This window comes from Brevibacillus nitrificans (assembly GCF_003710965.1).
In the GTDB taxonomy this organism is placed as follows: Bacteria; Bacillota; Bacilli; order Brevibacillales; family Brevibacillaceae; genus Brevibacillus; species Brevibacillus centrosporus.
Genome location: NZ_RHHU01000018.1, coordinates 149,268 through 164,474, shown reverse-complemented (window position 1 = coordinate 164,474; position 15,207 = coordinate 149,268). Strand labels below are relative to the sequence as shown.

Genomic DNA, 15,207 nt, shown 5'->3' with positions numbered 1-15,207 from the left:
AGAATCAGGGTTCCTTATCTCTTTTACTAGGTGGTACGTTATGCGTTCGATTTGGCAGATTTACAAGACCGATTGGCTGAACATTTTCAAGGTGCCGACGGGCGTTTTTCTCATCGTTGCCATTGCGCTGCTCCCATGCCTCTACGATTGGGTCAATATCCGCTCGGTGTGGGATCCCTATGCGAATACACAAGGCGTCAAGGTCGCAGTCACCAGCCAGGATGAGGGTGCAACCGTAGCGGGACAATCCATCAATATCGGAGAAGAGCTGCTCAAAAACTTGCAGCACAATCAAAAGCTGGGATGGACCTTCGTCGATGAAGCAGAGGCAGAAAAAGGAGTAGATACGGGGGTGTACTATGCCAGCATCCTCATACCAAAAGACTTTTCCGCCAAGATAACCGGTATTGCGGAGGGAAAGCTTGATAGGCCTACCGTTATCTACACCGTAAACGAAAAAGTGAACGCAGTCGCTCCCAAGATTACCTCATCAGGGGTCTCTGCGATCGCGAAGGAAATCAACGAAAATTTCACGGAGGCTGTCAGTGGGGCGTTACTGAAAAAACTAAAGGAAATCGGTATCGAGGTCGAGGCGCAGCTGCCGACAATCCGTAAGATCGAACAGGGTATCTTTGCTCTCGAGAAGAATCTTCCGCAGATCGAGGCTGCGGGTCAAAAAGTGCTGGAGCTGGAAAAGAAGCTGCCTGAGATTCATGAAAAGGCGCAAGTCATACCTGCACTGGAAGAAAAAATTCCCGAGATCAATCAAGCTGCTTCGTACTTGCTCAAAATCCAGCAGAACTGGCCGAAAATCAATGAGGCGATCTCGCAGATTCTCGCCGTGCAGGACAAGCTTCCGCAGATTCATCAGGCGGCAAATCGCGTGCAGGAGCTGGATCAGCGATTTCATCAGGTAGAAGAGACGGTCAATCTGGCTCTCGAAAAGACGAACAAGGCGCTGGAGGTCGTGACTGCGGCACAGGATGCGCTGCCACGTATCGGAGACATAGCGGATAAGGGTGCGGCTTTTGCCGATCAGATGAACGAGTTTCTGACAGCGCATGAGGGAGCGTGGGAGTCTATCGCACCTGTCGCAGCGCAGAACCTCGAGTTTGCGCAGCAAGCTGCGGATGCGGCCGCTCTGCTGACAGATCGTTTGCTCGAGACAAATCCAGATCGCTGGCCCACCGCAGACGAGGTGAAAGCGGTGCAGGCGAGGTTGACCACCGTCGCACGGGTGCTCACGCATACCGCCTCTTTGCTGGAGCGACTCAACGCTTACTTGCCTGGTCAGCCGCTGCAGGTACAGATAGACCGTCTGCAGGATGCTCTTGGAAAGCTGAACAGACAGGTAGAACTGATCGGTATTGTTGCGAAAGCATTGGAAGAAGGAAAGAAACCGCTTCGGGAGACAATCGAGCAGCTGCGACAGCATGCACTCGAGACAAGCGATGTCTTGGGCTCCATACTCGCCAAGTACGATTCACAGATTGTCCCCCAAATATCTGCCGCTATAGAAAAGCTGAGAGAAGTAACAGGTACGGCAGCTAACCGTTTGCAGGCAGCAAAGGAGCGATTGCCGGATCTTGCCGCGATTTTAAAGGATGCACGCGCTGGTCTGGAATTTGGTCAGGCAGAGCTGAAACGGATACAGGAGCAAATGCCGCAGATTCGAGCAAAGGTCCACGAGCTGTCGCAGGGTCTCGCAGCCAAAGTGGATGAACTGGACAGAATGGTAACGACCGTTGGACCCCTGCTGAAAAACAGTCTGCCGGAAATCGGGAAGAGGCTGGATGCAGCAGCCAGTTTCATCCAAAATGACCTGCCTAACGCAGAAAATGAGCTTAGAAGACTGTCTGATTTTGTACGAAACCAGCTGCCGCAGCTCGAATCAGGCGTACATCGAGTCGCCGCTCTGGTGCGCGAAGATCTTCCTGCGCTAGAGCGAGCGGTTTCCGAGGCTGCCGATAAGCTTCGGGAGTTTGAAGGGAACAATCAGTTTGCTGCTCTCGCCAAGCTGTTGCGCGGGGATATCCAGGCGGAAAGCGACTTTTTGGCAAGCCCTGTGCAAATCCAGGAGAATCGCAAATACCCGATTCCCAACTACGGCTCTGCCATGTCTCCCTTTTACGGAGTCCTATCCTTATGGGTGGGGGCGACCTTGCTGATTTCCTTGCTGAAGGCGGAGGCAGACAATCCGGGTGAGCGATACAAGGCGTATCAGCTGTATTTGGGGAGGCTGGCGACATTTTTGACGATCGGGATGTTTCAGGCGCTATTCATTACGCTAGGGGATATCTACTTGCTAGAAGCCTATGTCGCGGATAAGCTGCCGTTCGTTTTGTTCGCCATGCTGGTCAGTGCGGTATTTGTCACCATTACGTACACGCTTTTGTCCGTCTTTGGCAACGTGGGGAAGGGTCTCGCCATCATTTTCATGGTGTTCCAGTTCTCCAGTTCAGGCGGGACGTTTCCCATCAGCATGACACCGGCTTTCTTCCAGGCTTTGAATCCGTTTATGCCGTTTACGTATGCGATCAGCCTGCTGCGTGAAGGTGTGGGGGGAATCCTCTGGCAGACGGCGATACGGGATATTCTCTTTCTGCTCGGCTTCATCGGACTCAGCCTGTTTGTCGCTCTCGTGCTGAAGCGTCCGCTCAGTGGTCTGATCAAAAAATCTACGGAGAACGCAAAGAAGACGAAAATTATTGCCTGAAAAAAGAGCAAGGACAGCCGCTTCGAGCTGTCCTTGCTTGCTTTATACAAAAAGAATGTAAAAGATTCTTAGCCAGTATAAGGGCAACTTGGATCCGCCACAAAGATTAGCGGAGCCAAATTTTCTAATGCCGATCGTATGGGGTTACACCAGGCCCTGGACCATCATGGCGTCCGCCACTTTGATGAAGCCGGCGATATTGGCACCGACGACGAGATTGCCAGGGTGACCGTACTCCGCGGCTGCTTTCATGCTGGTTCGATAAATATTGATCATGATTTCGTGCAGCTTGGCATCCACTTCTTCAAATGTCCACGCCAGTCGCATGCTGTTTTGAGCCATTTCCAGTGCTGATACGGAAACCCCGCCGGCATTGGCTGCTTTCGCAGGGCCAAAAAGAACACCGCTTTGCAGGAACACTTCGATGGCTTCGAGGGTGGAAGGCATGTTGGCCCCCTCGCCAATTGCACGCACCCCATTTTTCACGAGAATGCGAGCAGAATTCGCGTCGATCTCGTTTTGGGTAGCACACGGCAGTGCGACATCGCAAGGAATCTCCCAAATGCCGGAGCAGCCTTCTCGATACTCTGCTTGCGGGTGCTCCTTGACATAGTCGGAGATTCGTTTTCGCTCTACTTCTTTTAGACGTTTCACCGTCTCCAGATTCACTCCGTTTTTGTCGTAGATGTAACCATTGGAGTCGCTGCATGCCACCACACTTGCGCCCAGCTGCATGGCTTTCTCCATCGCGTAGATCGAGACGTTGCCAGACCCAGATACGACAACCGTGCGGCCTTTCATGCTCTCTCCCTGATCTTTCAGCATTTCCTCAACAAAGTACACGACACCGTAACCGGTTGCTTCGGTACGGGCCAGACTTCCCCCATAGCCCAGACCTTTTCCCGTCAGGACGCCTGCTTCAAAGCCGCCGCGAATGCGTTTGTACTGTCCGAACATGTAGCCAATTTCGCGTGCGCCTACGCCAATATCTCCTGCAGGTACATCGGTATCTGGACCGATATATTTACACAGCTCTGTCATGAAGCTTTGAGTAAAGCGCATGACTTCCCCGTCCGACTTCCCTTTTGGATCGAAGTCCGACCCGCCCTTTCCGCCACCGATGGGCTGGCCAGTCAAGGCGTTTTTAAAGATTTGCTCAAAGCCTAGAAATTTGATGATACTGGCATTGACGGAGGGGTGGAAGCGAATGCCCCCTTTGTACGGACCAATCGCACTGCTGAACTGTACACGGAACCCGCGATTTACCCGCACTTTGCCAAAGTCATCTACCCAGGGAACACGGAAGGTGATAATACGCTCAGGCTCGCTGATTCTCTCCAGAATGCCATTGTTCATGTACTTGGGATGCTTGGCGAATACAGGTACCAGAGAATCGAAAATTTCTTTCACAGCTTGGTGAAACTCTTGCTCGCCTGGATTACGCGTCTGAATGGTCTCGTAGACTTCATTGACGTATTCCTGTGCGACCTTCATGGAATCCAAGTGAATTTCTTCTTGCAGAGCTGCCATTCCTCTCATCTTCTTCCTCTTGTTTTTATTCTCTCTCTTTATATACTTACTGCTCGTGCGAAGGTTTGCTTTGAAGTATTGTATAATCGAAAATTTATCGTAACAATTCAAATTTGGAGCTAAATCGATGCCGAAATGAGATGGAAAATCAAAAGCGGTTTCTGGAAGGGATTTTTCCGGCTAAGAATGGAAGGCGAGTTTCGGTTAAGAATAGTTGAAGTACCTTCATTCATGAAAAGAGGAGGATGACTGTTGAAAAGAAATTTCCAAAAGGCGATACTCCTGCTTCTCTGTCAGGGATTGCTCAGTTCTCCGGTTGTTGTGGAAGCCGAGGAGAATAGTGGTCACAGCCAGCAGGAGGATTTCCAAAAAGCAGACAGTGCAGTGCTGCATGATGAGATGCGGAAGCTATGGACGGATCAGGTGACTTGGACAAGGAACTACATCACCAGCTCCATCGATGGACTCCCAGATCAAAACAAGCTGCTGGAAAGGCTAATGCAAAATCAGGTGGATATTGGCAATGCAATCAAGCCCTTTTATGGCGAGGACTCCGGGAATAAGCTCGCGCAGCTGTTGAGTGAACATGTCCTTCTCATCGGAAAGATTCTGGATGCAGCCAAAAGCAATAATCAGGTGGAGCTGAAATCGCACAATACGGAGTGGTACCAAAATGCCGATGACATCGCCAATCTTCTCAGCGGCCTCAATGCGAATTGGTCTCTGAATGTTTTGCGAGACATGCTACATACGCACCTGCAGCTGGTTACGGATGTCCTGGATGCCAGACTCAATAAAGATTGGGATGCAGATTTTACCGCGTTTGATAAAGGAATCGACCACATTTGGCGGGTGGCGGACGTTATCTCGGACGGAGTGATCAAGCAATATCCTGATCAATTATCTGAATAGCATGGTCTTCAGGCGGGGAATGTTCCATTCCGTGCCTTTTTTTTCTGTAGGTTTCTTACAAAAGAGTAAGGTAACTGTTAGATAGATCAATGGCTCCCTCTCTGGAAAATCGGTACAGTTAGAACCGTTGCCACACACCAGAACGGTAGGTACGAAACAGAGAAGAGGGGAGCATGATTGATGAACACATCTGTCCTAGAAGTCAAACAGGTCCAAAAAATATACGGAGCAAAGGGAGAAAGCCAATCCCATGCACTTAAGGGAGTCACGCTGAACATTCGGGAGGGCGAGTTCGTTGGCATCATGGGTCCATCTGGATCCGGAAAGACTACGCTGCTGAATGTCATTTCGACACTGGATCGCCCGAGCCAAGGCGTCATTGAGATCGCCGGAACCGACATCACGAAAATGAACCAGAATCAGCTGGCAGATTTCCGGTCGCAGCGACTTGGCTTTATCTTTCAGGATTTTAATTTGCTGGAGAATTTGACGATGTACGAAAATATTGCGCTGCCACTTTCCCTGCAGGGTATTCCTTCCACGCAAATTCGGGAGCAGGTGAAAAAGGTCGCGAAAACGCTGGGGATAGAGGAGCTTCTGACGAAGTATCCTGTGCAGGTATCTGGAGGACAAAAGCAAAGAGCAGCGGCAGCTCGCGCACTCGTGCATGAACCGGCGATTTTGCTGGCAGATGAGCCGACAGGGGCACTCGATTCCAAAAACGCGAAAAGCTTGCTGGAGACGATGAGCGATTTGAACGAAAACCACCACGTCTCGATCCTGATGGTGACACACGATGCCTTTAGTGCGAGCTATTGCCAGCGCATTTTATTTATTCAGGATGGAAGCCTGTACAAAGAAATCCATCGCACAGAAGACCGCTCCTCCTTTTTCAAACAAATTCTGGATGTACTCGCCGAGCTTGGTGCATCTCAGGAAACGGACTAGGAGGTACGAACGATGTTACTGAAGCTATCGCTATCGAGTATGCGCAAAATGTTGAAGGACTACCTGGTTCTGCTTATCGGGCTGGTCATCTCCATCTCGGTTTTTTACATGTTTCAGACCCTTGCGCTCAACAGCGAGTTTACTAAGGAAAACTCCGTAATCAGCTCGATTCAGCTGGTTTTTAATGTGGGTGCATTTTTACTGGCGTTCATCACGATCTTTTACATTTTTTACGCCAATTCCTTTTTGCTTTCGCTCAGACGAAAAGAGCTGGGGATGTATCGGGTTTTGGGAGCGAAACGGGGGAAGATCAGCCAAATTCTGTTTTTGGAAACGCTGGCTGTGGGGATCCTTTCGCTGATCGTGGGAAGCTTGGCAGGTATCGGGCTTGCCGGTGGGATCGGATCGCTGCTGATGGATCAGCTGGATATCTCAGCTGCGGGCTACCAGCCATTCTACACACCAGCTTTGCTGATGACAGGCGGATTTTTCACAGTGCTGTTTTTGATCACCTCTACAGTAAATGCGGTTCGCCTGGCGCGAGCTACCGAGCTGGACCTCATTCGTTCCGAGCAGCAGCACGACCGTGTGAAAGCGATCGGAGTCGGTACGGTACTGGCAGCCGTGTTTGGGCTCGCTCTCGTGGCAGTGGGCTATTACGCGCTGATTCACATGAAGGAGCTGCTGGCACTCGGACTGCTTGTCGGTGCTGTAGCGACTACAGTAGGGACGTACCTGTTGTTCATTGCCTTGTTGCCTGCTTTCATGAAGCTGCTCAAGCAAAATCAAAAGCTGAACGATCAAAAGCTCAATGCGTTTACGCTCGCTCAGCTGCATTTTCGCGTCAACAACCTGACAAAGGTGCTGGCAACTGTCGCCATGCTGATCGCCCTCGGGGTAGGCGCCATGGCAGGTGGACTGGCATTCCAAAACAATGTCGCCCTGATCGCAAACGTCGCTCGCGTCTACGATGTCACGCTGCAGGATCCCTCTCTAGAAGATGCGGAGGCTCTGAAATCGATGGCGGTCGAGGAGCAGCTCACGTACCGCTATAAAATAGACGACAACGCCATTTCCTATGTCAAAGAGGATTTGCTCGCACATCCGCCGCTCATCTCAAGCAACAGTATGAAGGAGTACCGTCGGGATAGCCAACCGATCCGCGTCTCTGCACAGCTGCCTGCCTCCCTTTCCTCTACCAGCGGAAAGGATAGCGAGCCGCTTCCAGAACAGTGGGAGCAGGCCATCCGAAATGAGTTCATCTCCAGTTACTCGATGCTTGGAGATAAACAGATACAAATCGTAGATCAGGCGACCTTCGCTGCGATGAAAGGCGATGAGCACACACTGCTGCTCGCAAAGGTCGATGATTTTCTAAAGTACAAGCCACAGTTAAAAGCCATGCAGCAGCGTCAGATCGGGCAGATGTCCTCCGAGGAAGAGGGCACGCTCATGACCAAATACGGGATGTACGAGAGTCTGTACGCATTTACGAGCGGAACGATGTTCATGGGCTTCTTCCTGGGAATTGCGTTCCTCGCCATGATGGCGAGCTGCCTGATGTTCAAAATTCTTTCCGGAGCGACTCGGGATCGCGGGCGGTATCAGATGCTGCGCAAGATCGGAGTACGCAAGTCCTGGCTGGTCGGCTCGATTTACAAGGAGCTGTTCCTCGTATTTATTTTCCCGGCCTTGATGGGACTTTTGCATGTATGGGTAGGTATGAAAATGTTCTCGGTTATTCTGCTTGAGCCTTACGTCCAGTTATGGATACCGACGCTGATTTTCGCACTCATCTACGCTGTCTATTATGGGATTACTGTTCAGCTCTACCGCGGAATTGTACTGCCAAAAGAAGCGTAACCAAAGCGAAAGCATGTGTGAGATCGTATGATCCTGCACATGCTTTTTTGCGTGAACAAGTTGGAATGGAAAGGATTCTTACGATCGTGCGTGAGAATTTTTTATAAAGAACGAGTATATTGGCACGTATAATGCTTTGCCCATGAAGGGGAAATGTTCGCAATTGGCATTTATAAACGAAAGTTAGCCAACTTACCATGCTGCGATATAGTCAAAACACGAAAAATAATAGAAATTTCAATTGAAATAGATCGGATATTATGATAACTTAACCCGTGAGAATTTTTTTGTATAATCGCTCGATTGGAAAAGGGGAAAAGAAAATGGAATGGAAGGATATTATCGCGGCGCTTAGCGTGGTACTGAACGGTTTGCCGCAAGGGCTGCTGGCTCTGTCCCTCGGCTTTGCATCCGTTCCTACTGCATTGGCTTTCTTGGTCGGTGCCGCAGGGAACGCTGTCACAGGATCAGTAGCTGTCGTTTCCTATCAGGCTGAAACGATTACGCTTGCGGGAACAATCGGTAAGAGTATGAAGGAACGGCTCTCCATGATTTTTGTGGGCGGTATCATCATGACGATTATTGGTCTGTTCGGCTTTTTAGAGAGAATTGTCGACTTTATCGGTCCGGTCATTACGAACGGCATGATGGCAGGTGTAGGAATCATGCTGGCTCGAGTATCCTGGGACATGGCTCGGAATAATATGGCAGTCGGTGCCACGTCGATGGCAACCGGACTTTTGACGTATTTTTTGACGAAGGATCTGGTTTACACCGTTACGGTTTCCGTCATTTTGTCCAGCGTGGTCTCTTTGATTCTGAAACAAGGCAGTGCGATCCAACCGGTAGCCAATGATCGTCTGAAGCTGCAGAAGTTGACGTTCTCTCCTGCCATCCTGCGTGGAGCGATGGCGATGGTCTGTCTCAACATCGGGGCGAATATTGCCTTTGGACAAATTAATGGAGAAATTGCCAAGACGGATGTAAACATCGATACGCTCAGCGTCATCAGCAGCGTGGCGGACATGGTATCTGCGTTGTTTGGCGGTGCCCCGGTAGAGGCGATTATTTCCGCTACCTCAGGTGCGCCGCATCCAGTTGCTTCCGGTGTTTTGATGATGGTACTGATGGCTGCGATTCTGTTTGCAGGCTTGCTGCCCAAAATCGGCCGTTATATCCCAAGTGAATCGATTTCCGGCTTCTTGTTCGTTCTGGGTGCGATCGTCACGGTTCCAGGGAACGCGACTGCTGCTTTGACTGGCGCAGACGCTTCCTCCGGTCTGGTAGGCGGGATGACGATGGTCGTTACCGCGATTTCAGACCCGTTCTTCGGCATGCTGGCTGGCCTGCTGATGAGAGCGTTGATTAGTCTATTTGGAATGTAGGAGGGTGTAACATGGAGAAAACCTATAAGCTGGAAGTAGCGGGAGTCACCCGTGAGCTGCCGATTCTGCCGGTAGCGGAAGATTTGAGCATCGCGAGCTTTGTCATTCTCGGAGATGCCCAGATCGTAGCGGCGGCGGCTCCTCTGTTAGTTGAAAAGCTCCCCGAGGTTGATGTACTGATTACGGCAGAGGCAAAAGGGATTCCGCTCGTCTATGAAATAGCGCGCTTGCTCAACCTGAAGAAGTACTATGTTGCACGGAAAAGCATCAAGCCGTACATGGATCAGCCGTTGGTCAACGAAGTGTTCTCCATTACCACGCAGAAAAAACAGGTTCTGTGTCTGGATGGGGCGGATGCCCGCGAGATCAAAGGAAAGCGAGTCGCCATCATCGATGATGTGATCAGCACGGGCAAATCGCTGAAAGCCATCGAAGACTTGGTGGTACAAGCAGGCGGCGAGGTCGTGGCGCGAGCAGCTATCCTGGCTGAAGGCGATGCGGCGGCGCGTACGGATATTCTGTTCCTGCAAGAGCTTCCGCTGTTTCCTCATAAATAGACGGATCAAGAAGCTTCATTCCCACGAAGGACTTCATAACGACAAAGGAAAAACCGCAGCATGGGGAAGCGTATCATATCCTCCCAGGCTGCGGTTTTTTTGTACGAGTACGATCTTTTCGATCAGTTGATTTGCGGCAGTGGCTTGACTGTCCGTTTTCGTGTGTGGCGCAGGAAGTTGATCAGGACGACAACCAAAACGATCAGCTGCGGGATCGTCGTTTCCCAGTTTGCATAGATGCCGAGCGATGGAGCGTCGAGCAGGTGGTCGGAGCTGTGAGCAGCCAGACTGCCTGTCACCTGCAGGGCATGAATGCTCGCACCGATAAATTTGAATGCCATGTAGTAGAGCAAAAGGCTCGCGATCAGGAAAAACGGACGAATCGGAATGCGAGCGCTCAGCTTGATAATGGCAAAACCGATAATCGCAAGCACGACCAGAGCTCCGCCAATTCCGATAAAAAGGTCGGTCATGCGGATCGTAGCCGCCATCCCCATGTAAAAGATAATGGTCTCTGCCCCTTCGCGAATGACCGCGAGAAAAGCCGTAAAGCTGAGCGACCACAGCGTGCCTTTTGCGAGCGACTCGCCAATCGTTTTTTCCACAAAACGGCTCCACGCTTGCAGATTGGACTTCTTATGCAGCCAAGCACCGATGGTCAGCATGAACAGCACAGCGATGATGCCGGTAATGCCTTCGATTGTCTCCCGAGAGCTGCCGGTAGACAGGTTGGAAAAGACGATGCTGAGCACAATGGCGAGGAGAGCCGATCCAATGACCCCTACTGCGGCTCCGGACCAGATCCATTTGCGCTTGTCTTCATTGCCGGAGCGGTTCAGGAATGTCAGCAGAGACACGATGATCAAAATGGCTTCCAGACCTTCGCGGAACAAAATCAGTCCTGCATCCCAAGCGGTGTAGGAAGAGGAGACAGCAAATGGCTGCAGCTCGGTCTTCATCTCCGCGATGTACGCAGCGGCCTTTTCCCAGTTGGGAGGGCTGGACAGAATCAGCGTCGGAACGGATACCATCTTCGTCTCGATACTGCTATAGGTTGCAGGTGATTTCGTCATGACGACGCCTTCCACAGACGGCCAAGTCGAGATAAAGGTATCCATCTTGGCGGCTGCGTTATCGGCCTGCTGATTCTGGATATCGGCAGAAACGGAGTCCAAGAGCTCCAATAGGGAGGAGATGGACGGCTGATCTCCAGAAGCCGGTGCGGCACTTACAACTGTTTTCCCGGCGAGGTAGTTCTCGACGGCTGTGACCAGCTCCTGCAGCTTTACCTTGCTTTTGACTGGATCAGGTGGCTCGGTATTCAGCGCAATCCGTGCACCGCTGATTTTGACTTCCATGTCGCCGTACACCTGAGGGTTTTCCGCCCGTACCAGGTTTTCCGCTTTGTACCAGCCATTAACGAAGCTGTTGTAGGCTTTCTTGGCAGCGGCACCGTCACCAGCAGCTACAGCCTTCATACTGTCCTGCAAAAGCGGGAGAAGGGCGCCGATCTGCTTGTGGGCCTTTTCCTTGGGCTTACCCGAATCTTCCTTGGATGTGACGTAGCGGTCTGCCGCCTTCGCGAGCTGGGAGATCGCGGCTTTTGCTGCTTGCGGGTCAGCCTCGACCTTCGTAAGAGCCTGATCGGCTTCGGTCAAGGCAGCCGTGAGCGACTCGGCTTCAGCGGAGCTTTCGTCATTGGCAGCCCAGAGAGTCTTCATGCTGGCAACGGCCTTTTTGGCTTCGTCCCAGTTCTGGTCCCCGCTGCTGATCAGGGCATCGCTGGAGAAGGCAATCATCTGCTTCAACTGGTCAGCCTGCAGCGGTGCTGCCTGAACGCCGGAGAGACCCGACGCGAAGAGCAGCAAGGACATACAGATAATCAACAGGTAGCGTTTCAAGGTGTTCACTCCATCCTTGATGGGAAATTAAAATAACGTGTCTCCGATGTATCCGCCTTCGCTCGCACCGGGAAGACAGGCAAACAGTCCGCTGCCGACGTGTGTGATGTATTCATTGAGCTGGTCTGCGGCTGCCAGCTTCTGCTGCATCGGAATGAATTGCTTGCGAGGATCGCGGTTGAAGCATACGAACAACAGTCCAGCATCGAGCTGGCCCGTCTTTGGATCCATTCCGCTCGAGTACGAATAGCCGCGACGCAAAATTTTCACTTTGCCTTCCATGTTGGCCAGCGCGACATGAGAGGTAGAAGGGACGATGAGATTTCCGTTGCTGTCTTTGCGGTGCAGCTCCAAATCGTCGAATTCCCCGGTTTTGCCCAGCGGTGCGCCAGATTGGCGGTGGCGGCCAAAGGTGCTCTCCTGATCGTCGAGGGAGGAGCGGTCCCAGATCTCAATGCGCATGCGGATTCTTCTCATCACCATGTAGGAGCCGCCAGCCATCCAGGACGGATCGTCAGAGGACTGTGCCCATACGATTTCGTCTGCGGCTGCGGGGTCGCTTACCTTCGGGTTGTTCGAGCCGTCCTTGAAGCCCATCAGATTGCGAGGAGTAGAGCCTGCCGGGTCTGATGCGCTCGTCCGCTGGAAGCCATCCTGCACCCAGCGAAGCACTGCTTTTCCACGGGCGATCCGCGCCAGATTACGGATGGCGTGAAAGGCGACCTGCGGATCATTGGCACAGACCTGGACGACGATGTCTCCGCCTTCCCATTCTTTGCGAATATCATCGCTGTTAAAATGGGGCATATCGACCAAAGGAGCCGGTCGTTTGCTCGACAAGCCAAATCGGTCATCAAAGAAAGAAGCACCGAGTCCAAAGGTAATGGTCATGCGCATCGGGTCAAGTCCGATGCTTTCACCCGTATCTACAGGGGGAAGGTGAGGATTGTCGCTTTCGTCATCTACGCCTTTCCCTTCCGTCATGCGTGCGGATGCTGCGGTCCAGCTCTGGAACAGCTTGCGTACGTCAGCTATATCGGTAGCCGTTAAATCAAAAGCACCCATGCAGATAAAGTCCTGCATAGGTGTAATGATTCCGGATTGATGCTTTCCGTAAAAGGGAACGATCCCGTTTACAGCACCCGTACCAGTGGAAGTAGCTGTATTCGTAGCGGGGGATTTTGGCTGCATGATAGCCCCCACGCCGCCAGCACCTACCAAGAGTCCCATTCCTCCAACTCCTGCAAGCTTCAGAGCGTCCCGTCGTGTCATCTTCTTGTTCGCAATGTCTTCGAGACGTTTGGTATCCATCCGGTTAGCCTCCTACGATAGTTCCCATTTTGGAAAGAGGTTCTGCCAGGGCATCCAATGCTTGACTGAGTTTTTTCACCTGTTCTTCTTTGATTTCGTTATAGAGGACGAAGCCGTCGCCTTTGCGATGAGGAGCAATTTCATCGTCAAGCGCTTTAAAGCGAGTCTCGATTTCGGTTGCCAGAGCAGCGTCCTTCGCTTCTACGGAGGATTTCAGCACTTTGAAGATTTCGTTTGCGCCCTCTACGTTTGCGGCGAAATCGTACATATCCGTACGGGAGTAACGTTCTTCTTCTCCGGTTACTTTGCTGGTCGATACTTCGTTGAGCAGCTCAACAGCACCGGTCACGAGCATTTTCACGTCGATCTCTACGCTCTCTACTTTCACGCGCAGCTGTTTGACGTCCTGAAGCAGCTGATCCGCGACTGGGCCTTGATCGGCAACGGATTTGGTTTCCCACAGTGCTTTTTCCAGCTTGTGATAACCGCGCCATTCGTTATCGGGTACATCGCCTTCGCGAGCATCGATCCAAGGGTCAAAGTCGCCGAGCGATTCTGCGATCGGTTCGATTTTTTCATAGTAAGCACGCGCTGGAGCATACAGTTGTTTTGCCTTTTCCATATCGCCTGCTTTCACGGCGTTGGTGAATTCCTCTGTCGATTTCACCAGCAGATCGGTTTGATCGATCACCCATTTTTGATACTGGTCGATAGAAGCTTTCAAATCGGGTGCATTCGTAGCAGCTGGAGCCGTCGCATTGCTAGCAGCTGGCTGTGCTGGTTGAGCGGCTTCCGGTTTTATCTCTGTTTTTGCTGTTTCGGCGTTTCCGCACGCGGACAGCATCAAAGAAGAGCCCAACACAACTGCACTCAAAGGATAAACCCATTTCTTACTACTCATCTGAAAAACATCCCCTTAACGTAGCATATAAATGATTGCTTATATACCGAGAATAAAAATCATTATCAATTACAAAAAACTTACTCCTTTCTTTCGAAGTTTGCAATAGTTTTTGTGAAAAATTTGATATGGGTCTTGCTGGCTGGAAAAACCAAGAAGAGTCCAATAGAAAAGCCATCGCATAAACGATGGCCAAAGGCAGAGCTAGCAAACTATTTTCGTTGGTGATACCCGGTTGCAAAATGCAAGAATAGGTGCAGTGCTACTCGGGAAGTCATGTCCCGGACATCCTTGGTAGGATCGACGCACACCATGTCCATGGCAATGACCTTGGACGATTTGCCGACTGTATGGGCGGCATAAAGCAAATCGACAGAGGACAGGCCAGCTGGTCCGATGGCAGGAACACCAGGTACTGTCGACTGATCCATGACGTCGACATCGAAGGTAATATAGATGGCATCACATTTTGCCTCCAGGTAGCGAAGGGCTTCTGTGACGACGGCTTCGATGCCGCGCTGTCTGACTTGATTGGCTGTAATCAGTGTCATCCCTTTGTCTTCCGCATACTGGCGGTACTCACGGGAGTTCGCGAAGCTGCGCAGACCGATCGTGACGATATCTTCTCCGCGGATCACCTCAGACTCCATCAAGCTGCGCATCGGAGTTCCATTGGAGGTGCCGCCGTAGTGGGTGTCCCGCACATCCAGATGAGCGTCAAACTGGATGAGGCCGATTCGCTGCGGCTTGGCTCGTTTGATTCCTGTGATTGCCCGATAGGTAATCGAGTGGTCACCGCCTACGATGATTGGGAGCGCGGAGACATTGGACGTAACTTCCTGCAAGGCTGACTCGATGTTTTGCTGGCAGCAGGCGATATCCGTCACATGCATGGCCACATCGCCCAAATCGACGGCACGCAAGGTAGCAAGGTCTACATCCTCGTCGAAATTATAGGTCGTAAAGGAGCTTAACAGCTGACGAAATTGCAGCGGATGGGCATGCGCGCCGGAAAAGCTGATCGAGCTTTTCGAGAGCGGCACGCCGATAATGGCAAAATCATAGGCTTCGCCGGGCTGATAGGACGGCTCGACCCACTCGGACAGACGAGTTACGTACGGATCGCCTTTTCCTTGGGTAAATCGAAAGGGAGGCTGCGTCAGATATGAAAACATGGGATGTC

The 15,207-nt window shown here is 51.5% G+C and carries 11 protein-coding genes; 6 read left to right on the top strand and 5 right to left on the bottom strand.

Going from position 1 to position 15,207, the window contains the following annotated elements:
• Window positions 1–40: 40 nt before the first annotated feature.
• A complete protein-coding gene (locus tag EDM59_RS26285) occupies window positions 41–2,716 on the top strand; it encodes a YhgE/Pip domain-containing protein (protein ID WP_122926374.1) in 2,676 nt (891 codons plus the stop codon).
• A 144-nt stretch (window positions 2,717–2,860) separates the two neighbouring features.
• Here the strand turns inward: EDM59_RS26285 and gdhA are convergent, their stop codons facing one another.
• Window positions 2,861–4,246: an NADP-specific glutamate dehydrogenase gene (gdhA, locus tag EDM59_RS26280; protein ID WP_122926450.1), complete on the bottom strand. Its 1,386-nt coding sequence runs from the start codon at window positions 4,244–4,246 to the stop codon at window positions 2,861–2,863.
• A 252-nt stretch (window positions 4,247–4,498) separates the two neighbouring features.
• Here gdhA and EDM59_RS26275 point away from each other — a divergent pair, with 252 nt between their 5' ends.
• The 5 genes from EDM59_RS26275 to EDM59_RS26255 all read left to right on the top strand — a co-directional run bounded on the left by EDM59_RS26275 (window position 4,499) and on the right by EDM59_RS26255 (window position 9,911).
• Window positions 4,499–5,158 (top strand): glycosyltransferase, encoded by a 660-nt coding sequence (locus tag EDM59_RS26275; protein ID WP_122926373.1) that lies wholly within the window; start codon window positions 4,499–4,501, stop codon window positions 5,156–5,158.
• 180 nt (window positions 5,159–5,338) lie between these two features.
• Window positions 5,339–6,106, top strand: coding sequence for an ABC transporter ATP-binding protein (locus EDM59_RS26270; RefSeq protein ID WP_122926372.1), 768 nt, complete (start codon window positions 5,339–5,341; stop codon window positions 6,104–6,106).
• A 12-nt stretch (window positions 6,107–6,118) separates the two neighbouring features.
• Entirely contained in the window at window positions 6,119–7,969 is a 1,851-nt protein-coding gene (locus tag EDM59_RS26265) for an FtsX-like permease family protein (protein ID WP_122926371.1), read from the top strand.
• Between the two features lie 323 nt (window positions 7,970–8,292).
• On the top strand, window positions 8,293–9,354 hold the full coding sequence (locus EDM59_RS26260) for a solute carrier family 23 protein (RefSeq protein ID WP_122926370.1): 1,062 nt from the start codon (window positions 8,293–8,295) through the stop codon (window positions 9,352–9,354).
• An 11-nt stretch (window positions 9,355–9,365) separates the two neighbouring features.
• A complete protein-coding gene (locus EDM59_RS26255; protein ID WP_092271780.1) occupies window positions 9,366–9,911 on the top strand; it encodes a phosphoribosyltransferase family protein in 546 nt (181 codons plus the stop codon).
• Window positions 9,912–10,033: 122 nt separating this feature from the next.
• On the opposite strand, the gene EDM59_RS26250 is transcribed toward EDM59_RS26255, so the two are convergent.
• From EDM59_RS26250 to EDM59_RS26235, 4 genes are all read right to left on the bottom strand, one after another.
• Complete coding sequence (locus EDM59_RS26250) at window positions 10,034–11,821, bottom strand: FTR1 family protein (protein ID WP_342769248.1); 1,788 nt, start codon at window positions 11,819–11,821, stop codon at window positions 10,034–10,036.
• An 18-nt stretch (window positions 11,822–11,839) separates the two neighbouring features.
• Window positions 11,840–13,123, bottom strand: a complete 1,284-nt coding sequence (gene efeB, locus EDM59_RS26245) for an iron uptake transporter deferrochelatase/peroxidase subunit (RefSeq protein WP_122926368.1) — start codon at window positions 13,121–13,123, stop codon at window positions 11,840–11,842.
• Between the two features lie 4 nt (window positions 13,124–13,127).
• On the bottom strand, window positions 13,128–14,024 hold the full coding sequence (gene efeO, locus EDM59_RS26240) for an iron uptake system protein EfeO (protein WP_122926367.1): 897 nt from the start codon (window positions 14,022–14,024) through the stop codon (window positions 13,128–13,130).
• 212 nt (window positions 14,025–14,236) lie between these two features.
• Window positions 14,237–15,199, bottom strand: coding sequence for an agmatinase family protein (locus tag EDM59_RS26235; protein ID WP_122926366.1), 963 nt, complete (start codon window positions 15,197–15,199; stop codon window positions 14,237–14,239).
• Between the last annotated feature and the right edge of the window lie 8 nt (window positions 15,200–15,207).

Bases quoted from the DNA above. Each gene is read 5' to 3' on its own strand.
- efeO (WP_122926367.1), bottom strand. From the start codon at position 14,024: ATGAGTAGTAAGAAATGGGTTTATCCTTTGAGTGCAGTTGTGTTGGGC.
- efeB (WP_122926368.1), bottom strand. From the start codon at position 13,123: ATGGATACCAAACGTCTCGAAGACATTGCGAACAAGAAGATGACACGA.
- EDM59_RS26270 (WP_122926372.1), top strand. From the start codon at position 5,339: ATGAACACATCTGTCCTAGAAGTCAAACAGGTCCAAAAAATATACGGA.
- EDM59_RS26260 (WP_122926370.1), top strand. From the start codon at position 8,293: ATGGAATGGAAGGATATTATCGCGGCGCTTAGCGTGGTACTGAACGGT.
- EDM59_RS26235 (WP_122926366.1), bottom strand. From the start codon at position 15,199: ATGTTTTCATATCTGACGCAGCCTCCCTTTCGATTTACCCAAGGAAAA.
- EDM59_RS26255 (WP_092271780.1), top strand. From the start codon at position 9,366: ATGGAGAAAACCTATAAGCTGGAAGTAGCGGGAGTCACCCGTGAGCTG.
- gdhA (WP_122926450.1), bottom strand. From the start codon at position 4,246: ATGGCAGCTCTGCAAGAAGAAATTCACTTGGATTCCATGAAGGTCGCA.
- EDM59_RS26265 (WP_122926371.1), top strand. From the start codon at position 6,119: ATGTTACTGAAGCTATCGCTATCGAGTATGCGCAAAATGTTGAAGGAC.
- EDM59_RS26285 (WP_122926374.1), top strand. From the start codon at position 41: ATGCGTTCGATTTGGCAGATTTACAAGACCGATTGGCTGAACATTTTC.